Source organism: Bradyrhizobium sp. SZCCT0153, from assembly GCF_018129995.1.
GTDB classification, from domain to species: Bacteria; Pseudomonadota; Alphaproteobacteria; order Rhizobiales; family Xanthobacteraceae; genus Bradyrhizobium; species Bradyrhizobium japonicum_G.
This window is the reverse complement of record NZ_JAFCKS010000004.1, coordinates 164674-187935: the sequence shown is the minus strand read 5'-3', so window position 1 is coordinate 187935 and position 23262 is coordinate 164674. Positions and strand designations below refer to the sequence as shown.

Annotated in this window: 18 protein-coding genes and 1 pseudogene; 9 read left to right on the top strand and 10 right to left on the bottom strand. The window is 64.4% G+C overall.

The genetic code is table 11. The features are described 5' to 3' along the window. Positions 1-98 precede the first annotated feature (98 nt). The 6 genes from JQ572_RS19270 to JQ572_RS19245 form a co-directional block, all read right to left on the bottom strand. Positions 99-1967 (bottom strand): ABC transporter ATP-binding protein, encoded by a 1869-nt coding sequence (locus JQ572_RS19270; protein ID WP_211384397.1) that lies wholly within the window; start codon positions 1965-1967, stop codon positions 99-101. Positions 1968-2168: 201 nt separating this feature from the next. Next, positions 2169-3095, bottom strand: coding sequence for a 2-hydroxyacid dehydrogenase (locus tag JQ572_RS19265; protein WP_211384396.1), 927 nt, complete (start codon positions 3093-3095; stop codon positions 2169-2171). Positions 3096-3108: 13 nt separating this feature from the next. Continuing rightward, positions 3109-4437 (bottom strand): NAD(P)/FAD-dependent oxidoreductase, encoded by a 1329-nt coding sequence (locus JQ572_RS19260; RefSeq protein ID WP_211384395.1) that lies wholly within the window; start codon positions 4435-4437, stop codon positions 3109-3111. Positions 4438-4489: 52 nt separating this feature from the next. Then, the gene (locus JQ572_RS19255; RefSeq protein WP_211384394.1) at positions 4490-5365 is read right to left on the bottom strand and encodes an ABC transporter permease; all 876 of its coding nucleotides are present in this window, start codon (positions 5363-5365) and stop codon (positions 4490-4492) included. Between the two features lie 2 nt (positions 5366-5367). Then, positions 5368-6318, bottom strand: coding sequence for an ABC transporter permease (locus JQ572_RS19250; protein ID WP_211384393.1), 951 nt, complete (start codon positions 6316-6318; stop codon positions 5368-5370). A 27-nt stretch (positions 6319-6345) separates the two neighbouring features. Then, a complete protein-coding gene (locus JQ572_RS19245) occupies positions 6346-8037 on the bottom strand; it encodes a peptide ABC transporter substrate-binding protein (RefSeq protein ID WP_211384392.1) in 1692 nt (563 codons plus the stop codon). Between the two features lie 221 nt (positions 8038-8258). Here JQ572_RS19245 and JQ572_RS19240 point away from each other — a divergent pair, with 221 nt between their 5' ends. The 6 genes from JQ572_RS19240 to JQ572_RS19215 all read left to right on the top strand — a co-directional run bounded on the left by JQ572_RS19240 (position 8259) and on the right by JQ572_RS19215 (position 14058). Beyond that, positions 8259-8891: a cupin domain-containing protein gene (locus tag JQ572_RS19240; RefSeq protein WP_211384799.1), complete on the top strand. Its 633-nt coding sequence runs from the start codon at positions 8259-8261 to the stop codon at positions 8889-8891. A 129-nt stretch (positions 8892-9020) separates the two neighbouring features. Further along, on the top strand, positions 9021-10862 hold the full coding sequence (locus JQ572_RS19235; protein WP_211384391.1) for an ATP-binding protein: 1842 nt from the start codon (positions 9021-9023) through the stop codon (positions 10860-10862). 34 nt (positions 10863-10896) lie between these two features. Next, a complete protein-coding gene (locus JQ572_RS19230; protein ID WP_211384390.1) occupies positions 10897-11067 on the top strand; it encodes a hypothetical protein in 171 nt (56 codons plus the stop codon). A gap of 212 nt (positions 11068-11279) precedes the next feature. Beyond that, positions 11280-12359, top strand: coding sequence for a sensor histidine kinase (locus JQ572_RS19225; RefSeq protein ID WP_262047053.1), 1080 nt, complete (start codon positions 11280-11282; stop codon positions 12357-12359). A 134-nt stretch (positions 12360-12493) separates the two neighbouring features. Continuing rightward, a complete protein-coding gene (locus JQ572_RS19220; RefSeq protein ID WP_211384388.1) occupies positions 12494-12943 on the top strand; it encodes a cupin domain-containing protein in 450 nt (149 codons plus the stop codon). A gap of 41 nt (positions 12944-12984) precedes the next feature. Further along, on the top strand, positions 12985-14058 hold the full coding sequence (locus JQ572_RS19215) for a hypothetical protein (protein ID WP_211384387.1): 1074 nt from the start codon (positions 12985-12987) through the stop codon (positions 14056-14058). Positions 14059-14266: 208 nt separating this feature from the next. Here JQ572_RS19215 and JQ572_RS19210 read toward each other — a convergent pair whose 3' ends face one another. Further along, positions 14267-15802, bottom strand: a complete 1536-nt coding sequence (locus tag JQ572_RS19210) for a winged helix-turn-helix domain-containing tetratricopeptide repeat protein (protein WP_211384386.1) — start codon at positions 15800-15802, stop codon at positions 14267-14269. Positions 15803-15937: 135 nt separating this feature from the next. On the opposite strand from JQ572_RS19210, the gene JQ572_RS19205 reads away from it, so the two are divergent. After that, a complete protein-coding gene (locus tag JQ572_RS19205) occupies positions 15938-16930 on the top strand; it encodes an ABC transporter substrate-binding protein (protein WP_211384385.1) in 993 nt (330 codons plus the stop codon). A 182-nt stretch (positions 16931-17112) separates the two neighbouring features. Continuing rightward, a pseudogene (locus JQ572_RS19200) lies at positions 17113-17782 on the top strand (IS5 family transposase). Here the strand turns inward: JQ572_RS19200 and JQ572_RS19195 are convergent. The 3 genes from JQ572_RS19195 to JQ572_RS19185 form a co-directional block, all read right to left on the bottom strand. After that, positions 17779-19122, bottom strand: a complete 1344-nt coding sequence (locus tag JQ572_RS19195) for a cytochrome-c peroxidase (protein ID WP_211384384.1) — start codon at positions 19120-19122, stop codon at positions 17779-17781. The pseudogene JQ572_RS19200 and the gene JQ572_RS19195 sit on opposite strands and share 4 nt — an antisense overlap. A 16-nt stretch (positions 19123-19138) precedes the next feature. Beyond that, complete coding sequence (locus JQ572_RS19190) at positions 19139-20851, bottom strand: phospholipase C (protein ID WP_211384383.1); 1713 nt, start codon at positions 20849-20851, stop codon at positions 19139-19141. Between the two features lie 148 nt (positions 20852-20999). After that, a complete protein-coding gene (locus JQ572_RS19185) occupies positions 21000-21791 on the bottom strand; it encodes an ABC transporter substrate-binding protein (RefSeq protein WP_211384382.1) in 792 nt (263 codons plus the stop codon). A 275-nt stretch (positions 21792-22066) separates the two neighbouring features. Between JQ572_RS19185 and JQ572_RS19180 the strand changes: the two genes are divergently transcribed. Beyond that, positions 22067-23260, top strand: a complete 1194-nt coding sequence (locus tag JQ572_RS19180; RefSeq protein WP_211384381.1) for an efflux RND transporter periplasmic adaptor subunit — start codon at positions 22067-22069, stop codon at positions 23258-23260. Positions 23261-23262 lie beyond the last annotated feature (2 nt).

Here is a 23262-nt window from a genome sequence, read left to right as displayed (position 1 = left end):
CTCGGCATCGCGAAGGACAACGCCGTTGACCTGTTGGGCGAATGACCGCGCGATTTCATCGTGCGTTCTTGAAAGTATTTGCAGCTGGGGGCATTGCCTCAGTCTGACCATTCCTCGCCCCACACCTGGACGACATGGCCGGGCGACACTTCCCGATACTGCCGGACCGGCGGCTGGTAGTCCGGCGCGCGCACCGGGCTTCTGATCTCGTCGTTCGAGACCTCGCGCCTGGAGCCGCGGCGCGCTGGATCGGGCACCGGCACGGCCGCCATCAGCTTCTTCGTGTAGGGATGCTGCGGATTGCCGAACAATGCGGCACGCGGGCCGGTCTCGACGATCTCGCCGAGATACATCACCGCGACGCGATGGCTCATGCGCTCGACCACCGCGATGTCGTGGGAAATGAAGAGATAGGCAAGACCCATGCTGGCCTGAAGGTCGAGCATCAAATTGACCACCTGCGCCTTGACCGAGACGTCGAGCGCCGAGACCGCCTCATCCGCGACGATCAGCTTCGGCCCGAGGGCGAGCGCGCGGGCAATGCAGATGCGCTGGCGCTGGCCGCCGGAGAATTCGTGCGGGAAACGCGCGGCCATGTCCGCGGTCAGGCCGACCCGCACGAGGAGGTCTGCGACCTTCTCTCGCGCCTTCGCCGCCGTGGCGAGCCCGTTGGCGAGCAGCGGGGCAGCGATCGCCGTTCCCACCGACATGCGCGGATTGAGGCTCGCGAACGGGTCCTGGAAAACGATCTGCATCTGCTTGCGGAAATCACGCAAGGTGCGGGCATTCATGGCCAGCACATCCTGACCGTCGATCAGGACGGTCCCGCTGTCCGGCTCCGTCAGCTTGAGGATGGAGCGGCCCGTGGTCGACTTGCCGCATCCGGACTCGCCGACCAGCGCCAGCGTCTCGCCGGCCCGCAATGTGAAGGAGATGTTCTCGACCGCGTGGACCCGGCCCGAGACCTTGCCGAACAAGCCCGAGCGGATCGGAAAGCGCGTGGTGAGGCCCGCGACTTCAAGCAGTGGCCGCCCGGCGGCCGAGACCGTATCCGGTGTCTCGGTCGGCTCATCCGAGGTGCCCGTGACCTTGTCGACGATCGGAAAGCGCATCGGCCGCGGACGCCCGTCCATCGAGCCGAGGCGCGGCACAGCTGCGAGCAGCGAGCGGGTATAGGGATGCGAGGGCGCCGCGAAGATGCGCGCCGTCACGTCGGTCTCCACGGCCTGCCCGCCATACATCACCACGGTACGGTCCGCGATCTCGGCGACCACGCCCATGTCGTGCGTGATGAAGAGGATCGACATCCCCTCCTCCTGCTGAAGCTCTTTCAGGAGTTCCAGGATCTGGGCCTGGATGGTGACGTCGAGCGCGGTGGTCGGCTCGTCCGCGATCAACAGCTTGGGCTTGCAGGCCAACGCCATCGCGATCATCACGCGCTGGCGCATGCCGCCGGAGAAGCGATGCGGATGCTCGTGGAAGCGCGATTTTGCCGCGGGTATCCGCACGCGGTCGAGCAGGCGGATGGTCTCCGCCTCCGCCGCCGCGCGCGACAGGCCGCGATGCTGGATCAGTGCCTCCGCGATCTGGAAGCCGATGGTGAGCACCGGGTTGAGGCTCGTCATCGGCTCCTGGAAAATCATGGCGACGTCGTTGCCGCGAATGTCCGTCATGCTCGCTTCGGGCAACGCGAGGAGATCGCGGCCGGCGAGCGTGACGCGGCCCTCGATCCGGCCGCTCTCCTTCGGGATGAGCCGCATGATCGACAGCGCAGTGACGCTCTTGCCCGAACCGGACTCGCCGACAATCGCCACCGTCTCTTTGGCAGCGACATCGAACGACACGTCGCGGACGACGGGAAGCCATTGCCGCTCGCGCATGAACGAGGTGGTGAGGCCCGCGACCGACAGCACCGGCGCCTGCGCTTCGGCAACGACTTGGTCGGGTCTGCTTGCGCCGCTGCTCATGCGAAGACCTCAGTACATACCGCAGCCAAGGTGCGCCCCCTCTCCCGCTTGCGGGGGAAGGTTGGGGAGAGGGTGCTTCCACAATCGAGGGCCCCCAAGAGGAGAGAACCCTCACCCGCGCCTCTGGCGCGACCTCTCCCGCAAGCGGGAGAGGTAAGGGGAGCCCGCGGCTGCACCGATGCGACCATCATCATCTCGCCCTTAGTAGCCCCGTGTCCGGTCGACACGCCCCGGCAGATCTTCGCCGCGGCGATGGCGTGCGATGACGTCGAGCACGAAATCGACGGCACTATCCGGCGACGTCATGCTGGCATTGTGCGGGGTCAGCAGGATGCGCGGGTGGCTCCAGAAGGGATGACCCGAAGGCAGCGGCTCGGGCTCGGTGACGTCGAGCACCGCCCCCGACAACATGCCGCTGTCGAGTGCCGCGAGAAAATCGGCCTCGACCAGATGCGGGCCACGCCCGACATTGACGAGCCCCGCACCGCGCGGCAGGCGCGCGAACAGGTCGGCGTTGAGGATGCCACGCGTTTCGTCGGTCAACGGCAGCAGGCAGACGAGAATGTCGGCCTGCGCGAGGAAATCTGGCAACGCCTCCATGCCCGCGTGACAGGTGACGCCTTCGATCTCGCGCGGCGAGCGATTCCACCCCGAGAGCGGAAAGCCGAACGCCCTGAGGCGTTCGAGCACGGCCTGGCCGAGCTGGCCGAGCCCCATCACGCCGACGCGCCGCCGCTTTGCCGGCGTGATCCGGATCTCGCGCCAGACCTGCTCCTTCTGCTGGCTGATGAAATGCAGGAGATCGCGATGCAGGCCGAGCACGGCCATGGTGACGTATTCGACCATCGTCTCGGCGATGCCGGGCTCCAGCATGCGGACCAGCGGAATGTGCAGCGGGAGTTTCGTGGCGTCGAACTGGTCGACGCCGGCGCCGACCGAGAAGACCAGCTCCAGATTGGGGAAGGTCGCCCCGATGTCATCCGGCGGCACCCACGCCACGAGATAGCGCACCTCGGCGGGATCGCCGATGTCGGGCCAGAGCCGGAACGGCAGGTCGGGCGCACGCTCCGCGAAGAAGGTCGCCCATTCGGCGCCGCGAACCATGTTGGCCTTGTAGAGAACCGTCATGCCACCAAAACTCTCAGAACGGGCTGACCGGCGCGAGCCGGCGGCCGTCGATCATGCGCTTGTGGCTGTAGGCCGCGGGATCGACCAGGGGCGTCGCGCCGGTCACGATGTCGGCGGCGAGCTTGCCGGCTGCGGGACCGATGCCGAAGCCGTGGCCGGAGAAGCCGGTGGCGAGGAAGAAGCCCGGCAGTGCATCCACCGGCGAGATCACGGGAATCGTATCAGGCGTGCAGTCGATGGTGCCGCCCCAGGCTTCCGCGATCTCGATGTCCTTCAATTCAGGATTCGACTTGATCAACGAGGCCAGCGCCGCATTGACCAGCGACATGTCGGGCTCGGGATCGCGCACGCGCTCGGTTTCGAACGGTGACGGCTTGTCGAAGCTCCAGCTGGTGCCGCGCATGAGCTGGTCGAAGAACGACTTTCCGAACGACATCTTCAGGCCGTTGCGGCGATGCAGATAGGTCGGCCAGAAGGTGCGGGCGTAGCGGAACAGGTCGGGCGACAGCTCCACAGTGCCGCGGTTGCGCAGCGCCAGCGTGAAGCCGCCGTCGAGCCGCCGGCGGATGCAGTAGAAGTCGGTGCCGAGCGCGCCGGAGGTGATCTCCGGCGCCGGCGTGGTCCGGCATGCGGTGGCATTGACGAGGCCGATCGGCAGCTCGATGCCGTGGCGGCGGCAGAACAGCGACGACCAAGCGCCGCCCGACAGCAGCACGGACTGCGTCCGGATCGTCCCCTTTTCGGTGACGACGGCGCTGACGCGTCCGCCGGTCGTCTCCAGCCCGCGCGCGGCGCAGCCCTGATGAATGGTGACGCCGTGTTTTCGTGCGGCGGCGGCGAGCGCGGGCACGGCCATCGAGGGCTCGGCGCGCCCGTCGCTCGGCGTGTGCAGGCCACCGACCCATTTGTCCGAATTGCCGGGCAGCCGTTCGGCGACCTCGGCCGGCGTCAGGACGGTCGAGTGCACCTGCATCTCGCGCGCCGTTGCGGCCCACCGCTCCCAACTGGCGAGCTCATCCTTGCTCTTGGTCAGGAACAGCACCCCGGTGCGGCGAAACCCGGCATCGACGCCGGCATCGTTCTGCATGTCCTCCCACAGCCGCAACGCCTCGCGGGCCAGCGGGATTTCCTCACGCGCGCGGCCCTGCTGGCGGCACCAGCCCCAATTGCGGCTCGACTGCTCGCCGCCGACATGCCCCTTCTCGACCAGCGCGACCGAGAGGCCCTTCTTCGCCAGATGATAGGCCGCGGAAACGCCGATGACACCGCCGCCGATGACGACGACGTCCGCCTGCGCCGGCAGGCGTTCGTCGCTATTTATACGGTTGAGCGGCGGGGACATGAGGCACTCCTTAACGTCAGCCTGGACTTCAGTTCGATCGAGATATTGCTCGTCATGGGATGTTCATTCGCGGATCGAGCGCATCGCGCAGTCCGTCGCCGAGGAAGTTGAAGCTCGTCACCGCCAGCGTGATGGCGACGCCCGGCGCGATCGCAAGCCACGGCGCGCTGGTGAGGTAGATCTGGGCGTTATTGAGCATGTTGCCCAAGCTCGCGGCCGGCGGCTGGATGCCGTAGCCGAGATAGCTGAGATAGGATTCCAGCAGGATCGCCTTGGCGACGTTCAGCGTCGCCGCCACCACGATTGGCGCGATCGCGTTGGGCACGAGCTCGCGGAACATGATCCGCAGGTTCGACGAGCCGAAGGCGACGGCGGCGACCGCGAACTCGCGCTCCCTGAGCGAACGAACCTGGGCCTCGACGACGCGGGCCACCCACATCCAGGCGGTCGCCGCGATCAGCACGGTGGTGGTGACGAAGCCGGGCTCGGTGAGCGCCGCCAGCGCGATCAGCAGAAAGATCGTCGGAAAGCACAGCACGGCATCGACGAGCCGCATCAGGACCGCGCCGACCACGCCGCCATAGAAGCCCGCGAAGGCACCGACCGCGATTCCGACCGCCATCGCGATCACCATCGCGGTGATGCCGATCGACAGCGAGACCCGCGCGCCCATCATCAGCCGCGCCAGCACGTCGCGTCCGAGCTCATCCGTGCCGAGGATATGCGCACCGGACAGCGGCGGCGCGAACCGTTTCATGATGTCGATATAGGTGTCGTCGAACGGCAGGAGATAAGGACCGAACGCCGACCCGAAGACGAGGACCAAAATGATCACCGCCCCCGCGAGCGCGAGCCGGTGCCGGCGAAAGCGCCGCCACGCAGCCTGGCCGGGCGCAAGTTGGTCGGTGGAGAGGGCGGCAGTCGTCATCCCTAGCCCACCCGGATGCGCGGATCGACGACGGCATAGAGGATGTCGGCGAGCAGCGAGCCGATCAGCACCATCGTCGCCGAGAACATCAGGATGCCCATCACCACCGGATAGTCGCGGTAGCCGATGGAGTCGAGGAACAGCCGGCCCATGCCGGGCCAGGTGAACACGGTCTCTGCGACCAGCGCGCCGCCGAGCAACGTCGGAAGCTGAAGGCCGGCCACCGTGATCATCGGCAGCAGCGCGTTGCGGAGCGCGTGCACGGTGAGGATGCGCCATTCCGGCATGCCCTTGGCGCGCGCGGTGCGGATGTAGTCCTGGTTGATGACCTCGAGCATCGAGGAGCGCATGAAGCGTCCCCACATCGCGGTCTCGACCAGCGCCAGCACCAGCGCCGGCGCAATGAGGTGATGGAGGAGATCGAGCACCGAACCGTCGCCGACGGTCTCGCGGTCGCCGGACGGCAGCCAGCCGAGCTTCACCGAGAACACATAGATGGTGACGAGGCCGAACCAGAAGGTCGGGATCGACAGCGCGATCATGGCGCCGACGGTCGCCAGCGTATCGAACAGCGAGTAACGGCGCAGCGCGCCGAGCACGCCGATCCAGCAGCCGAGCAGCACCGCGATGATCGTCGCGGTCGCCATCAGCTCCAGGGTCGCGCCGAGATGCGACGATATCACCGACAGCACCGCCTCGCCGTCGCGATAGGAGCGGCCCCAGTCGCCTTTCAGCATGCGGCCGAACCAGTCGAGATACTGGATCGGCAACGGGCGATCGAGGCCGAGCTGCTTGGTGACGCGGTCGAGATCCTCCTGCGTCATCTGGGCGGAGGCGGCAAATTGCGACAGCGGACCGCCGGGCGCGAGATGCAGGATGGCAAAGCCGATCGCCGAGACGATCACAAGCAGCATGATCGCCTGCGCCAGGCGATTGGCGACGTAGCGGGCCATCTCAGGCGATCCAGCAAGCCGGATATATCAGGCCCAGTACCATTCGCGGATGTTCCAGCTGTTGATGGAGGTGTTGATGTTGGGACGGAAGCCTTGCAGCCCTTCCTTCACCCCCTCGGCGATGAAACCCTGGAACAGTGGCAGGATCGCGAGGTCATTGCGGATCAGCTTTTGCAGATCGCCATAGATCGTCTTGCGTTGCGCGAGATCGAACTGCCTGGCGCCTTCGGCGAGAAGGCGGTCGGCCTCGGGGCTCTTGTACTGATAGGTATTGTAGCCGCGGCCGCCCTGGGCGGGAATGGCGCCGGAGCCGAAGCGCGGCGTCACGTCGGGGTCGCTGCCCAGCATGAAGTTCACGCCCACTATCACCGAATTGAATTTCGACTGCTGCCAGAAGTCGCCCCAGATCACGGCGGCCGGCATGTTGTTGACGCGCATCGCAGCGCCGATCGCGCGCCAGTCCTGGATCAGCAGCTGCTGGGTCTGCTCGCGCACCGCGTTGCCCGACGTCGTCGAATTGGTGAATTCGAGCTTGACGCCGCCCTTCTCGCGCACGCCGCCCGAGCCACGCACCCATCCCGCCGCATCGAGCAGCGCGTTGGCCTTGGCAGGATCGTATTTGTGCTGCGGCAGCCCCTGCTGGAACGACCAGGCCTGCTGCGGCACGAAGCTTTCGGTCTGCCTCGGCAGGCCGTAGTTCAATGCGTCGATGATCGCCTGCTTGTTGATCGCGAAATACAGCGCCTCGCGCACCGTGCGGTCGGCCAACGCGCCGAACTCGAGGTTGGGCGCGATGTGCTCGACCGAGGACGTCGAGGACACGAAGATCTTGCGCCCCTTCAGCGTCTTCGCCTCCTGCACGAAGTTCGGCAGGATACCTTGCAGGCCGGTGTAATCGACCTGGCCGGTGCGGAACTGGGTGTAGAGCACGGTGAGGTCGGGAATGTATTTGAAGACCACGCGTTCGACGTACGGCCCCTTGCCGTGATAGCCGGTGTTGGCATTCAGGAGGATGTGGTCGCCCGGCACGCGCTCGCCCCAGCGGAACGGTCCGGTGCCGACGGGCGCGTTGTGGAACGGCGAGGCGTTCGGATCGGACACCTTCTCCAGGATGTGCTTGGGAACGATGAAGGTCAGCGATCCCAGGATCGACATGTAGGGCGAATAGGGAGCTTCCATCCGCCAGTGGATCTCGTCGGGCGCGACGACCTTGATGTCCTTCACGAGGCTGTGGCCGACGCGGCTGCGCGCGCGGAAATCGGGGTTGTTGATCAGCTCGAGCGAGAACTTGACGTCGTCGGCCGTGAACGGCGTGCCGTCATGCCACTTCACGTCGCTGCGCAGCTTGATCTTCCAGGTCAGGCCGTCGGCCGACAGGCCGCCATTCTCGATGGTCGGGACTTCGCGCGCCAGATCGGGAACGAAATTGCCGTCGGGATCGATGAACCAGAGCAGCGAGAACACCTGCCACCAGACGCCCTGATCGACCTCGATGCCAGGCATCAGCGGATGAAAGACGGTCGGCTCCTGCGACAGCGCCGCGATCACCTGCCCGCGCGGCTTGTCCGGCGGGTTGGTCGGGCGTTCGGTCTGGGCGAAGGCGTTGCCAGCAAGGCTCCATCCCGCCGCGGCGCCGGCGCCGAGCTGAAAGAACTGACGGCGATTTGGAATGCCGGGATGCAGTGCCGGAGTGCCGAACCTGCCGGTGTCGTCTGTCATGACCACTCTCCGTTTTCGCACGCGGCACCATCTCCCGCGCCCCCGAGACCCCGGCAAAGGGACAGGAGTGAGCTTTAGTGCTTCTAAATTTTTCTACCAAAATTTCATCATGACTAAATACAGCTGTCAATCACATTGCTAGGATGCGCGACCTTTTCACTCCGACTAAAGCCTGGAACCGATGCGGTCCGGGGCTGAGATGATGCATGGGAGAGAGCGACATGGATGGTCGCGGCGATACCAACGGACCGAAGGACGCCCCGACGATCGAGGCCGACGATGCCGTCGACCAGCGCCTCGGCGAAACCGTGCGGCTGCTGCGCCAGCGCGCCGGGCTGTCGATCCAGGACGTCGCCAACAAGACCGGTCTCTCCACCGGCATGATCAGCCAGCTCGAACGCGCGCGCGCCATGCCGTCGATCCGATCTCTGCGCCTGCTCAGCATCGCACTCGACGTTCCGATCTCCTATTTCTTCGAGACCACTGATCCCGCCGACGTGCAGCGCTACATCGTGCGCAAGAACAGCCGGCGCCTGCTGCGGCTCACCGCCAGCGGCGTCGTCAAGGAAGCCCTGACGCCGGCAGACAAAGGCCAGCTCGAACTCTATCAGCTCACGCTCAACCCGGGCGCCTCGTCCGGCACCGACTTCCTACAGCACACCGGCGAGAAGGCCGGCTACATCCTGTCCGGCAGCCTGCGGCTGTGGCTCGACAACCAGGCCCACCTGCTCGAGGCCGGCGACAGCTTTCGCTTTCCGAGCATCGTGCCGCACATGTTCGACAACCCCACCCAGCAGGTGGCGCGCGTGATCTGGGTGACCACGCTGCGCCAGGCCGATTCGCCGGCAGGTTGACGCGCCGCCGCCGGGCACCACCGCAAATTGCCCCTCGACGCCGCCGCACGGAGTCTGTAGCTCACATGGAGCCGGACTGATCGACAGGGCGGACGCGAGGGCCCGTGACTGACGCATTGGTGTGAGACCATGAAACTAAGGGGGCTTCTGACACTCGCGATGGCTGCGCAGGTCATCGTGACCGCGGCGGCCCTTCTGACCTCGTATGCGGTGACCGGTGCCGCCGGGTTCGGCCCGGTCCAATTCATCGCACTGCTCGCAAGCGCCGCGGTTGCGGTCCTGCTCGCGCGGCTCTGTACGCGTGCGATCGAAACGGCCCAGCAACAGCGCACCGCCGCGCAGCTGGCCGAGCAGGCGCAGGCCAGCGCCCAGATGACCCAAGCCGTGATCAAGACCGCGCTCGATGCCTTCGTTCAGACCGACGCAGACGGCACCGTCCTGGAATGGAGCGTTCAGGCCGAGGCCCTGACCGGATGGACGCGCAAGGAGGCGCTCGGCACCGACGTCGTCAACCTCCTCATCGCCGAGCCGCTCCGCGACGGTTTTCGGCAACGCATGATGCGGCTGCTGCCCGAGCTGTCGAATACGCCGACCGGCATCCGGTTCGAGGCGACCCTGCTGCACCGGGAGGGCGAGGAGATCCTGATCGAGGCGTCGAGCACCGCGCTCAAGATCGGCGGGCGCACCATCATCAACAATTTCGTCAAGGACGTCACCCGGAAGCGCGCGGCCGAGGAGCAGCTGATCCAGGCGCAGAAGATGGAGGCGGTCGGCCAGCTCACCGGCGGCATCGCGCACGAATTCAACAACATGCTCACCGTGATCACCGGCACGATCGAGATCCTCGCCGAGGCCGTGAAGGACAATCCGCCGCTTGCGACCATCACCAAGCTGATCAGCGAGGCCGCCGATCGCGGCGCCGCGTTGACGTCGAGCCTGTTGTCCTTTGCCCGCAAGCAGGCGCTGCGGCCGGCCGAGATCGACGTCAACGAACTCCTTGAAGAGCTCGCAAAACTGCTGCTGGCGACCTTCGACAGGAAGATCGAGATCGTCACCAGGCTCGACGGCAACGTCTGGCTCGCCCTCGTCGATCGCGGCCAATTGAGCTCGGCGCTGCTCAACCTCGCGATCAATGCCCGCGACGCGATGCTGGATGGCGGCAAGCTGACGCTGACGACGCGCAACGTCGTGTTCGGCGTGCGCGAGGCCGTCGCGGTCGGTGCCGGCTATGCCGGTGACTATGTCGAGATCGAGATCGCCGACACCGGCACCGGGATTCCGCAGGCTCTTCGGGAGCGGATCTTCGATCCCTTCTTCTCGACCAAGGACGTCGGCAAGGGCACGGGTCTCGGGCTCAGCATGGTGTTCGGTTTCGTCAAGCAGTCCGGCGGCGGCATCAAGGTCACGTCCGAAGAAGGAAGCGGCACGATCTTCACGATCTACCTGCCGAAGGCGGAGGCGAGCACGCTTCGCCCGACCGGCTATGACGAGCGCAAGATCGTGGGCGGAACGGAAACCATCCTGTGCGTCGAGGACGACCGCGACGTCCGTCAATATGTCACGGTCCAGCTCGAGAGCCTCGGCTACAAGGTCATCCCTGCGGCCAACGCGACCGAGGCCCTGGCCATCGCCGCCGAGGGCTCGCCGTTCGACCTGCTCTTCACCGACATCGTCATGGCCGGCGGCCTCAACGGGCGCGAGCTCGCCGAGCAGATGGTGGCGGCGCGGCCCTCGCTGCGGGTGCTGTTCACGTCAGGCTATGCCTACGATTCGCTGCACGCGCAGGGCCGCACGATGGGCGCGCCGCTTCTGACGAAACCCTATCGCAAGGCCGAGCTCGCGCGCATGCTGCGCCGCAGCCTCGACACCGCCGTCGACGCCGCGGGCGATGCGATCCCGACGCCCTATTCGGTGCAGGCCGATGTCGAGGGCTTTCTCCGCAGGCAGACGTCCGACCGCGACCGCCGTTAGCGTGATAGGATTCGGCAAAATTCCTGGTGCGAACATGGATCGATCGACCAAGGCGACCTTGTGGATCGCCTTCATCGTCATCGCCTCGTATGTCGTGTGGTTCTATCTCGCTTGTGCGATGGACGACGCGTGCCATATGGTCTGCGAGGGCGGCGGTCGTCGCGGCTGCCATCCGCAATGGACGACTGACTCAAAACAGCCCTAACGCGCGGCATTGCGACCGCCTGCAGGCTTGTCGACGGTGACGCGGTATTCGAATGCTGCAGTTACGTCCGCAAGCCGAAATGCGAACAAGCCGCCGGCTCGACGGCCGATCCATGACGTCGGCCTTCGGCCCAGGGGCGCCATTGTACTTTGCGAAAGCCGGACTATAGGCTTGGCTGCAATGTTCGAGTGAGGTTGTGCGTGGGTGGAGACGTGGTCAGCGACTTCCTGGCGGGCGGCGGCGAGATGGGCGCCCTGACGCGAGAATTTGACTGGTCAAAGACCGCGCTCGGTTCCCCGGACACATGGTCGCAGAGTCTTCGGGTGACGGTCCGGCTCGTTCTCACCTCGCGCCATCCGATGTTCATCTGGTGGGGACCGGACCTCATCCAGTTCTACAACGACGCCTACCGCGAGACGATGGGACCCGAACGGCATCCGAGCGCCCTGGGCGCGCGGGGCCGCGAGTGCTGGGAGGAGATCTGGGACATCATCGGTCCCCAGATCGAGTACGTCATGGCGGGCCACGGAGCGACCTGGCACGAGGACCAATTGGTGCCGGTGACGCGCCACGGCCGTCGCGAGAATGTCTGGTGGACGTACAGCTTTGGCCCGATCGATTTCGAAGGCAAGGTCGGCGGCGTGCTCGTCGTCTGCAAGGACGTCACGTCCGAGCACATGGGAAAGGAAGCGCTGAACCTCATCAACGAGGAACTGAAGCACCGCGTCAAGAATACGCTGACGGTGCTCGGTGCGGTGGCCACGCAAACGTTTCGCGACGCATCGAGCAAGGCCGATCTCGACAAATATCAAGGAAGGCTGGCCGCGTTCGGACGCGCGCACGACTTGCTGACCGCAGCAAACTGGGCGGCGGCACCCCTTCCAGACGTGATCAGCACGGCCCTCAGTCCCTACAGGGCAGGCGACGTCCGGTTCACGGTGTCGGGGCCTCCGCTTGTCGTCAAGTCCCGGCAGGCCCTCGCTCTGTCCCTGGCAATCCACGAGCTCGCGACCAACGCCTTGAAATATGGTGCTCTGACCGCCGCAAGTGGCCACGTGTCGATTACATGGGCGTCCGAAGATCAGGCGGGCGAACCGAAATTCACTTTCGTCTGGCGTGAGACCGGCGGCCCGCCTGCGTCCAAGCCGGCCGGCGTGGGCTTCGGCTCGCGCCTCATATCGCGGGTTCTGCAGGACGATTTCGGCGGTTCGGTCGAAGTGTCCTATGAATCCAGCGGGCTGGTCTGCCGACTGACGGCGCCCCTCGAAAATCTGGCATCAACCCTCGACTAGCGCGCGAGTGCAGGCCCGCCCGCGGATGCGGTATCCGGCTTCCACCAGCGATGCGTCCGGCCTCGTTTCACGGATGGACAGCGCGTCGCTCCTGGCCGATGCTCCGTCCATCGAACATTCATTGGAGGCGAGCCATGACGACACTCGAGAAGGGCATTACCGCCGTTGGCACGGGCTATGGCGGCAAGAGCTGGAACATCCTCGGCCAGGTCTATTTCCCAAAGGCCGTCACCGAGTCCACCTTCGCGTTCGAGACCAACAGCGAACCGGGCCAGTTCGTCCCGGTGCACATCCATCCGACCCAGGACGAATTCATCCTGGTGCAGGAAGGCACGCTCGACCTCAAGCTCGACGGCCAATGGGTCAAGGCCCATGCCGGCGACCTCGTGCGCCTGCCGCGCGGCATTCCGCACGGCTATTTCAACAAATCCGACAAGCCGGCCCGCGCGCTGTTCTGGGTCTCGCCGATGCAGAAGCTGGAGGCGCTGTTCAACCAGCTTCACAATCTGACCGACCCCGCCGAGGTCGTGCGCATCTCGGCCGAGCACGAGGTCGACTTCCTGCCGCCGGAGGCCAACGACTAGGCTACGATCTCCCGATGCACGAATCGTTGGGGGAACCGGCCATGCCTGCACGACGTCATGTCATCGCCATCATCGCCGCGCTCGGGCTGATCTTGACGACATTCGCGACGAGCCAGGCACAAACGCTCACGGCGAAGCAATCGGAAGCACAGGCGGCCTACGAGCGCGCGCTCGGCGATTTCAAGGCGATACTCGCCGAGCGGCGCAAGCAGATAGACGCGAAGCAGCCGCTGCCGAACCTGCCGGGTCAGGCCATCTATCTCGCACGCGTCGCCGTCATCAGTACCTACAAGGATCTCACCGACGCCATGCCATCGCGGATCGGCAGGCCCAACAAGTTCGAGATACCACCGGCCTATTTCGATGCCGACATCGAGCCACTGATCGACGAATATGCCGCGCTGTTCGAGGTCATGGAAGCGCCGCCGGCGGGAGCGCAGAACTCGGCGACGCCGTTCAAGGACGTCGTTGATCTCGCGGTCGCAATCGCACGCGCCAAGGGGCTTGCACCGGTTCACGCCGAAGCTGCGGGACGCATCAGCCTCGGGCTGTTCTTTGCGGAGACCAACGGCAAGCAGAACGTCCGCAACGGGCGCTCGAACACCTATATGGGCAGCTTCCAGACCGGCCCGTCCGAGGACCGCAACGGCCGCAGGAAATGGGAGGCGATCAAAGGCGAGATCGCCGCGGCCAATCCCGAGCTAAGCGCGCGTGACGACAAGGAAGAGGTGCGTGCCCGCGGCACCGACTATCGCTTCAACCACTGGACCAATGTGCGCGACGGCCTGATGAACGCGCACGCCGATGTTTTCAGGGAGATCCCCGGCATCGTGAAGACGCTGCCCGACCCGATCGACCAGATGAAGCTGTTCGAGCTGATCCAGATCGTTCCCACCCCGACCCGGTCCGCGCTTAAATCGGGAGATCTTCTGAACTACCGGGTATCCAGTCCGACGATCATGAAGCACTTGCGCAACAACAGCATCTTCGCATTCGGGCAGGCGGACCGGGCGCGCACTTCGGCGAGCTTCCGCGAGATTCTCGCCGCGATGTGGTTGTTCAACCGGAAGTTCGAGAAGGCGATGGCGAAGTACGCGGAGATCAAGCCGCGCTGAGGGGCAGGTTGCTCGCCGCTTGGCACACCGACAAGACGAGCTAAGGCGCGTACTCATAATTCTTCGTCAATGTCCGCTTGATTCGGTACCGACCGCCTTTGTGCAACCGCAGCAAAGGTCGCAAGGGACCAGAAGGAGCCGCTCTATCGTCGGGGGCAACCGGCCGGCGCCTGAAAGCGCAACCAGTCCCTGACCTCACGGCAGCGTCTCATTTGCGCCACCCGGCCTTGCCCAATCCCTCCATTAAGTGCTCGTGATCTTGAAGGCGAAAATATCGGGGCGGTCGGCTAACATAGGCCGCGATTGAAGCCGCATGACGCATTTGAAGAGTCTCGATGACACGACAGCCCTCCGCGCGACGGCCGAGTTGGCCGAGTGCGGCCGCCATCCATCGGAAAGCCATCGGTATGTCTGGATAGTCGCGAATCGTCTGCCGCGCGACGCGTAGCGCATTCTCGTAATCATTCTCGAAGTAGTAGGAAGCGGCAAGCTGAGACAGCCTGATCGACTTCGCCGGATCCCGCGGACTGAGGCGGAGAAACTTCTCGATGGCGACCCGGCCTTCACCGGGCCGGCCGGAGAAGACGAGAGCCGTTCCCTGCGCTCCAAACGCATCCGCACAGTTCGCTACAGTGGCCAACGCCGCTTCCGTCTCCTCGATCGCCGCCTGGTTGTTTCCCCTCAGATGAAACGTCAGGGCAAGTCGGGTGCGTGCGCCTGTATTGTCTGGGTTAAGCTGCAAGGCCCTGCGCACCAGCGGCTCGCTAAGGTCGCACGCTTCGTCGACCGGCATTCGACCGAGAGCGGAAGCATCCACCAGGTGAGTCCATGCCCATCCGTCGAATCCGTGCGAATAGTCCGGCTTGAGCGAGACGGCCTGTTGAAATGATTGCCTGGCCGAAACGTTCCCTTCTATCGACGGCGTGAGCATGTATGCGACGCCACGCTGATAGGCTTCCCACGCGGTCAGGCTATCGGGTGGCAGGCGCGCGATGCGGCTTCGCTCTGCATCGAGGATTGCCGGCCCGATTTCGCTGATCACGGCTTCCCCTATTTCGTCCAGCACCTGGAACAGATCCGTGAGATTGCGATCGTAGCGCGCTGACCATATCTGCAGTGCAGTTGTTGCGTCGATGAGCCTGCACGTAACCCGGACGCGGCCGTTGTCATGCCAAGCGCTGCCTTCAAGGACATACCGCACATCGAGCTCGGTGCCGACCTGACGAACATCAACGGCGCGGCCTCGATAGATGAAGCTCGAGTTGCGAGCGATCACCAGAAGCCAGCGAAGGCGCGCCAGTTCGGTCAGCACCTCCTCGGCCAGCGCATCGCCGAAGAAAGCCTGCGCAGGGTCGCCGAGAGGATTCGCGAACGCCAAGACAGCAATGGACGGCAGGTCCCTTCTAGCCAAGGCCGGCTGCGGCGAGGCGTGCCATTCTACCCGCGCATCACCAACAAAGCGAAATCCCCTGCGCGGGTAGGTCTTGATGAGCCTCTGCTCCCGCCCGTTGTCGCCCAGCAGCTCTCGCAAGACGTTGATGCGCGTCGTCACGGCAGCATCGCTTACGATGCGGCAGTTCCATACCGACTCCACGAGCTGCTGCTTGGTGACCACGTTGTCTCGGTGCTCGATCAGGTGAACGAGCAACGCAAGCACCTGAGGCGAGGCCGGCATGACCAGACCGTGACGGCTCAGCTCTTGCCGAGACGTATCGAGCGCGAAATCTTCAAAGCAGAAGCGCATGGCGCACCCACCAAGGCGGTCCCGCGGCACAGTAACATGCCGCGGTGAGGTGTCGATTAGAAAAAACCAAGCATTGGTGAAGTCAAATGCCCCGCGGAGCCGTATCGTTCTAACAGACGTCCGGAAGAGAGTCGCATGATCGAGCGCCGTGAATTCATCGTTGCTGCGAGTGCCTTAGGCATCTCCACCATCATGGCGCGTGCACAGTCTGCGGGCCGGGTGGTCAGGGTTGGTTCGCTGATCAACGGTGGTCCCGGTCCAATCCTGCAGGTTTTCAAGGAGACGTTCGAGACGCTGGGTTACGCCGAGGGGCGCGACCTAATCTTCGAGCACCGGTTTGCCCGCGGTCAACTAGATCGATTGCCAGCACTTGCGGGCGAACTGGTGCAGGCCGGCGTCCACGTGATCCTTGCGGCCGGCGGGCCGGCATCGCGGGCGGCCAAGGGCGCTACCTCGACCATTCCCGTCGTCTTCTCGATCGTCACAGATCCCCTGCTGCTGGGCCTTGTGGAAAACATGGAGCGTCCCGGCGGCAACCTGACGGGGTTGACCAGCCTTGACCCCGAGCAGGCTGACCGCCAGTTGGCTCTTCTGCGCAGCATGTTCCCGAATCTCGCCCGTGTGGGCGTTCTCAGCGACGACACGATCCCGGGCGCAGATGCGAGCGGGCTTGCTCCGATCGATCGCGCCAATTCTGCGGCCGCGCGCAAGCTCGGCATCGAGCCCATCGTCCGAAAGGTTGCCGGGGGACCCACCCCCGATTATGCGGCCGCGCTGGACGATATGCTCAAGAACGGTGCCGAGGCCCTACTGGTGCTGGAGGTTCCGATGCCGCTGCGCGACGGCAAGATCGTCGCGGAGGCCGCGAGTGCGCGGCGCATGCCGTCGATTTTTCCTGGAGGCCAATCCAGCACCGGGGGATTGATTGCCTACGGCACTAGTGTCCTCGATACGTGGCCCCGCATGCCGGTGCTGGCAGACAAAATCCTGAAGGGCACCGCTGCGGGCATGATTCCGATCGAAACGATTACACGGCGCGAGTTCGTGGTGAATCTGAAGACTGCGCATGCGATCGGCGTAGCCATCCCCGAAGAGCTGCTGAAGCGCGCAGACCGAGTCATCGAGTAGCGTCCGATAGATCGACACTGAGGCCCCTGTCCATTCTGGGTCGTTTTCGACGGATGCGGCGGTGGTTTGCCGGCTAATTGATGTGCGCTTCTGTCACAAGAGCCCCGAACCGGGTTAGGTGAGTGGCATTGCGTTCGGCTGGACCCCTGTGATTCAAACTCCCAAATTGGGGAGCTCGAATCATGCGCTACGAACTCGCCGACTATGAATGGGTTGCCATCAAGCCGATGCTGCCGAACAAGCCGCGCGGCGTTCCTGGGGTAAGCGACCGTCGTATTCTTAATGGCATCTTCTGGGTCCTGCGATTCGGAGCACCATGGCGTGATCTGCCCGAAGCGTTGGGGCCATACACCACGTGTTACAACCGCTTCGTACGCTGGCGGCGGACTGGTGTCTGGGGCCGCATCATGGACGTACTTGCTTCTGCCCATGATGACGCTGTTCAGATGATCGACACCTCCATTGTCCGCGTGCATCAGCATGGAGCGTGCGTCACAAGTAACCAGCGCCAATCGATGGGAAGATCACGCGGCGGCTTGACGAGCAAAATTCATGCTGTAGTCGATAGCAATGGTCCACCGGTACGGCTGGCGCTGAGCCCCGGCGAGGCCCACGACGTTCGGCTTGCCGGAAAACTGCTGTCTCGCCTTAAATCCGGGTCAATACTGCTTGCCGACCGTGGCTATGACGCCGACTGGATTAGAGAGCAACCGTGTCGAGCGGTTCTTCAACAAGATCAAACAATGTCGTCGGGTGGCGACGCGCTGCGACAGGCTGGCCGAAAACTACCTCGCCTTCGTTCAACTTGCGTCAATCAGGCTACGGCTGCGTCTTAATGAGTCCGCGGCCTAGTTCTCCGGCTTGTTGCCGTCCGTCAGCGTCTTCAGGAACGCGATGATGTCGGCTTCGTCCTGCTCCGTCATCGCCGGCTTGTCGCCGGGGTGACGGTCGAACGGCGGATCGGTGACATCGACATTGGCGTGATATTTTTGCGGCAGATCGTTGTACTTCTGAACCGTGCCCTCGGCCGCGCGCGGAAAGACTTTCTCCGGATTTGTGTCGCGGAAATTATAGAAGTCGAGCACCTGCTCGAGGGTATGGAAGACACCGTTGTGGAAGAAGGCGTGGCGCGTGGCCGTGTTGCGCAGCGTCGGCGTCAGGAACATGCCGCAATACTGCGTCTGCTCGGCAATGTCCGTGCGATGCGGACCGCAGACGCCCAGGTCGAAGTAATCGGGATCGCGATTGCCCGCGAGCGCGGCATTGCGCGGCGCGCCGAGCGCCTCGTACTGGTGATCCGTGAACAGCGGCGGCAGTCCGTCGCGCGTCGGCGCCGAGGTATGGCAGCCGGCACAATTGGCCTTGTCGGGGTCGTTGAACAATTGCAGGCCGCGCAGCTCGCTCTCGGACAGCCGCGCCTTGCCCTCGAGCCAATGATCGTACTTGCTGGTGTAAGGATGGAAGTTCGGCTCCTCCACCTGATAGCGCGCCACCGCAAACATCGCCTCCGCGATCAGGAGTCGCTGATTTTTGAGCACACCCGCTCCGAACAGCTCGACGAAGCGCTGCACATAAGACGCATGGCGCAGCTTGTCGGCGACGATCTCGGCGCTGCCGCCGTCCATCTCGTTGCGGTCGAGCAGCGGAAACAGCGCCTGATCCTGCAGCGTGTCGGCGCGACCGTCCCAGAACAGGCCGCCTTGCGGCACGATGTTCGCGGACGCGCCGGTGCCGCCCGCGGTTTTCGTCGTGCGCGCCGCCTGCTGGCCGATTGCTGCCATCTGCGCGAGATCGATGACGTTGTCGTCATCGCCCTTGTCGGGGCCGATGCTGAAATTCGGATGGCGATCGAGATAGGTCAACGACGGCACCGCGCGCGCGCCCTGCCGCGACAGGGCCGCGCCGCCGAGCATGACTGGTCCGTCATTGGGCGGACCGTAGGCGTGATCCGGGCTGTGGCAGGAGGCGCATGACAGCGCGCCTGACGAGGACAGCGAGGCGTCGTAGAAGATCTCCTTGCCAAGCTGTGCCATCGCCGACAACGGCGCGACCGGCGGGCGCATGAGGCGGACCGGGTTGGGATTCGCGCCGGCAGGAATCGCCTCCGCGAATCCTTGCGTCTCGACAGCAAAGACGGCGCCGGCCAGACAGAGCAGGCCGGCGCCGAGAAGCCACATGGTGCGGCTGTTCATAAAGCGTCCCGTTGGACTAGTAATGATGGTGCTCGTCTGGCGGGCTGGTGATCACCGTGCCCGAGGTCGGGTCGAGGAACAGCGCATCCGTCCGGAGGTCATGGCTGTGATCATGATCGAAGTCGAACAGGTCCACGATCGAGCCAGAGCTGGCGTCGAACGAGCCGCCGCCGAGACGCTGGCCATGCAGCCAATTGTCCTCGATGAACCGCACCACGGAGGCCTGGGAGATGTAGGTGTGGCTGACGAAATTCGACCTCGCATAGGGCGAGACCACGATGAAGGGAATGCGCGTACCCGGACCGCAGCGGCCGTTCACCGGTTTGCCGCCAAGGCCCTTCGGTGCCGGCTGCTTCTGCGCACCCAGGCCGCACAGGCCCGGACCGTTGACCTGATCGGCCGTCGGGTCGTAGGACGCGCTCTTCGGCGCGACGTATTGATGGTCGTACCAGCCGTCGGAATCGTCATAAGTGATGATGACCGCGGTCTCGCGCCATTCCGGCTGCCTCTGCAGGAAATTGATCAGTTCGACATTGCCGACCTGCTCGTCGAGCGGATCGGAGTTGCCGGCATGACCGTCCTGGAAGGCCGGCATCTTGATGTATGACACGGCCGGGAAATTGCCGGCCTTCACCGCAGCGTAGAAGTCCTCGAGATCGTAGCCGTGGTTGGCCGGATCGACGTTGCCGTTGAAGTCATGGGTGTGGCCGATCGCACGCACGGAGCTTGGCCGCGCATGGTTCGGATTGGCGGTCGACTTGTAGTACTGGAACCAGGCGTGGTGCGGAATGTAGTCGACGATGCTGCCGTTGACGTTGCTGGAGAACGTGCTTCGGCCGCAACCGGTGGTGCCATTGGCGTTCTTGAGCGTCAGGTCGAAGCCGCCCATGAAGCTGCCCCAGCTGATGTGCTCGGCATTGAGCAGGTCGCCGATGTTCTTGCCGTCCATCAGGATCGTGCTGGTCTTGCTCGAGCAGGGATCGTTGCCCGGATCGGTGTCGCCGATCAGCGTCAGGCCGCCCTGGCCGTCGGCGATCGACGCTGACGTGCCGACGATGTTCTGCACGCCGTTGGTCTGACCGGAGATCACTTCGAGCATGCCCGGCGTCGACGGGCCGAAGGTGTCGGTCCAGGCATTGTCGCTCATCGAGAAGTGCTGGGCGTAGTTCCAGAGGGCGGTGATGGTGTTGCCGTCGAAATAGCCCATCACCTGGCCGTTGGTGCCGAAGGCGCCGGCGCCGCCGGCGGTGCCGCGACCGGTGAATTTCGGGAATAGGTCTTCCTTGCCGTTGTCCACGGCCTGCTGCTCGGGCGTGTAGGAATGGTTCTGCGAGCGCGTATTGGCCTGGGTGCGGTCGAGGCGGAACGGATCCGTCGCGCCGGTGCCGTTGGCCGGGCTGTTGTTGGGGTTGTTGACCAGCAGGTTCGCCGTGACGAGGTTGTTGACCTTCGGCGTATGCGGCTTCGGCGCGAAGGGAATCGAACCGGACGGATTGGCCGCGTTCGGATAGGTCGCGAAGTAGTGGTCGAACGAGCGGTTCTCGTTGAAGATGATCACGAGATGCTTGATCGGCGTCTCGGTGTGGATGCCATGTGGATGGCGATGATGATCCTGGTCATGATCATGATCCCGGTCCCGACCGAAATCGCCCGCGAGCACCGGCATGGCGCACGCGAGTGCAGTCGCGGCCGCGAAAATCGCGGCCGTCGTCAGAAGTCTGGATTTCATTGTTGTGTTGCCCCGAAAGATTGACACCGACCCTCGGGACGTTAATGGCGCGCGATGACAGAGCTGTGTCAGTTTGACGCAAGAGACACTTTGCGCAGTTGTTCAGACATTTTTTTCAATATGGGCGCTTTACCCGAGGCTGCCTGCCCTACTCGATGCGGATCGGCGCGTCCTTCAGGCCGTTATTGTCATAGGCCTTGCGCAAGGTGCCGTTCGTCGTCGCCTCGTTCATGAACCTGGTGACGAAGCTCAGCGCCTGCGGATGGCCGAGCGGCACGGCGACGGCCGTCACCGTCTTCTTGAACGTCTCGTCCAGCACCCGTGTGCCGGGAATCTTCTGCGCCATCTTGTTGAGCTGGTCGCGCGACAGGGCGAAGGCATCGATCTCGCCGCTCTTCAGGAGACCGAATATCTCGTCATAGGTCTGATAGCCCGTGACTTTCGCATTCTTCAAATGCGCGATCGCGCCGCGCATGGTGGTGGTGGCGTTGACGGCCGCGACCTTGATGCCCGCCTGGTCGAGCGTGGCAAAGTTGGTAACGCTCGAACCGGCCTTGACGATGTAGGTGGCGTCCGCAACCTCGTAGACCGGGCCAAACATCATCATGGTCTCGCGCTCGGGATCCTTGGGGAGCCAGGTGACGTCCCAGGTCCCCTTCGACGTCGCATCGGTGATCTGACCGGAATTCTGGTGCACGACATATTCGACGGCGACGCCGAGCTGGGCCGCCATCTCCCGGCCGAGATCGACGGGGACGCCGGCATAGCCGGCTTCGGTCTTGGTCGACCAGAACGCGCCGCCCGCCGGGCTGATCGCAATCGCGACCCGGAGCCTGCCGGTCGGCGCGATCTCCTCCTTCAAACCGTCCGCTAGCGCAGGCATGGCGACCAACGCTGCGAGAACGAGGCCGGCGAGAGCCGACGGGAGCGACCTTGGCATGCCATAATCTCCTGACCTTTTCTTCTTCGTTTCTTCTGAGTCTCTTCTTTTTCTTCTCTTCTTCGTCCCGACCGCGCCGCGCGCCGTCGCTCGGCCTTTGACACAATTCTGGTCGATCGTGCGCACGATGAAAAGCGGTTTGTCGTGACAAAACTGTCAAAGGCCACAGCGCTGTTTGCAGTGCAAGGCCGCTGACCGCCATGGCTATGGTGTTCCACGGCAGGACATTTGTTGATAGCCTGCCGCACCGACAGACAATAATCGGGGGCCACCGAATGACCTGCGCGAATCCCGCATCTCCCGCACGGCGCAACGGAGCGTGGAGAGGTGTCGGGCGGGCGCTCGCCGCCGCGATGGCCTTGGCGGCGCTTGCCGGCTGCGAGGAGAAGAACAGCTTCGTGGCCCCGCCACCGCCCAAGGTGGACGTCGCAACGCCGGTGCAACGCCCGGTGACGCGCTATGTCGAGGCCACCGGCAACACCGCGCCGATCAAGAGCGTCGATCTCGTCGCGCGCGTGCAGGGCTTCCTGCAATCGATCGACTATCAGGACGGCACCTTCGTCAAGCAGGGCACCCAGCTGTTCACCATCGAGCCGGAGACTTACAAGGTCAAGCTCGAGCAGGCGCAGGCGGCCGAGGCCGGCGCGCAGGCCTCGGTCCGGCAGGCCGAAGCCGATTTCAAGCGACAAAGCGATCTGGTGCAGCGCCAGGCGGTGTCGCAGGCCACGCTCGATACCTCGACATCCACCCGCGACAACGCGCAGGCCAATCTCCAGCAGGCCCAGGCCAACACCAGGCTCGCCCAGGTAAACTACGGCTACACCAACGTGACCGCGCCTTTCGATGGCATCGTCAGCGCTCACATGGTCTCGGTCGGCGAGCTCGTCGGCGTCTCCTCCCCGACCCAGCTCGCCTCCATCGTCGCGATGGACCCGATCTATGTGAACTTCACCGTCAACGAGCAAGACGTGCTGCGCATCCGCGCCGAGGCCGCCCGACGCGGATTGACCGCCGCCGACATGAAGCAATTCCCGATTCAAGTCGGCCTGCAGACCGAAGCCGGCTATCCACATGAGGGCAAGCTCGACTACGTCGCGCCGACCCTCACCCAGTCGACCGGCACGCTCGCGGTGCGCGGCCTCGTGCCCAACGACAAGCGGGTGCTGCTGCCCGGCTATTTCGTCCGCGTCCGCGTGCCGTTCACCCAGGAGAAGGACGCCCTGCTCGTTCCCGACACCGCACTCGGCAGCGACCAGGGCGGCCGCTATCTCCTCGTCGTTGGCAGCGACAACATCGTCGAGCAGCGCAAGGTCCAGATCGGCCCCGTCGACAACGGCCTGCGCGTGATCGAAAGCGGCCTCAAACCCGACGACAGCGTCGTGATCGCAGGGTTGCTGCGGGTTATCCCGGGCCAGAAGATCGACCCGCAGGTGACGAAGATCGAGCAGCCGCAGGCGTCTGCCAAGTAGGG

What these genes read in the sequence shown, in the direction of transcription:
- JQ572_RS19220 (WP_211384388.1), top strand. Translation starts at nt 12,494, where the DNA reads ATGACGACACTCGAGAAGGGCATTACCGCCGTTGGCACGGGCTATGGC.
- JQ572_RS19250 (WP_211384393.1), bottom strand. Translation starts at nt 6,318, where the DNA reads ATGGCCCGCTACGTCGCCAATCGCCTGGCGCAGGCGATCATGCTGCTT.
- JQ572_RS19180 (WP_211384381.1), top strand. Translation starts at nt 22,067, where the DNA reads ATGACCTGCGCGAATCCCGCATCTCCCGCACGGCGCAACGGAGCGTGG.
- JQ572_RS19255 (WP_211384394.1), bottom strand. Translation starts at nt 5,365, where the DNA reads ATGACGACTGCCGCCCTCTCCACCGACCAACTTGCGCCCGGCCAGGCT.
- JQ572_RS19230 (WP_211384390.1), top strand. Translation starts at nt 10,897, where the DNA reads ATGGATCGATCGACCAAGGCGACCTTGTGGATCGCCTTCATCGTCATC.
- JQ572_RS19210 (WP_211384386.1), bottom strand. Translation starts at nt 15,802, where the DNA reads ATGCGCTTCTGCTTTGAAGATTTCGCGCTCGATACGTCTCGGCAAGAG.
- JQ572_RS19205 (WP_211384385.1), top strand. Translation starts at nt 15,938, where the DNA reads ATGATCGAGCGCCGTGAATTCATCGTTGCTGCGAGTGCCTTAGGCATC.
- JQ572_RS19270 (WP_211384397.1), bottom strand. Translation starts at nt 1,967, where the DNA reads ATGAGCAGCGGCGCAAGCAGACCCGACCAAGTCGTTGCCGAAGCGCAG.
- JQ572_RS19245 (WP_211384392.1), bottom strand. Translation starts at nt 8,037, where the DNA reads ATGACAGACGACACCGGCAGGTTCGGCACTCCGGCACTGCATCCCGGC.
- JQ572_RS19185 (WP_211384382.1), bottom strand. Translation starts at nt 21,791, where the DNA reads ATGCCAAGGTCGCTCCCGTCGGCTCTCGCCGGCCTCGTTCTCGCAGCG.
- JQ572_RS19195 (WP_211384384.1), bottom strand. Translation starts at nt 19,122, where the DNA reads ATGAACAGCCGCACCATGTGGCTTCTCGGCGCCGGCCTGCTCTGTCTG.
- JQ572_RS19260 (WP_211384395.1), bottom strand. Translation starts at nt 4,437, where the DNA reads ATGTCCCCGCCGCTCAACCGTATAAATAGCGACGAACGCCTGCCGGCG.
- JQ572_RS19190 (WP_211384383.1), bottom strand. Translation starts at nt 20,851, where the DNA reads ATGAAATCCAGACTTCTGACGACGGCCGCGATTTTCGCGGCCGCGACT.
- JQ572_RS19215 (WP_211384387.1), top strand. Translation starts at nt 12,985, where the DNA reads ATGCCTGCACGACGTCATGTCATCGCCATCATCGCCGCGCTCGGGCTG.
- JQ572_RS19265 (WP_211384396.1), bottom strand. Translation starts at nt 3,095, where the DNA reads ATGACGGTTCTCTACAAGGCCAACATGGTTCGCGGCGCCGAATGGGCG.
- JQ572_RS19240 (WP_211384799.1), top strand. Translation starts at nt 8,259, where the DNA reads ATGGATGGTCGCGGCGATACCAACGGACCGAAGGACGCCCCGACGATC.
- JQ572_RS19235 (WP_211384391.1), top strand. Translation starts at nt 9,021, where the DNA reads ATGAAACTAAGGGGGCTTCTGACACTCGCGATGGCTGCGCAGGTCATC.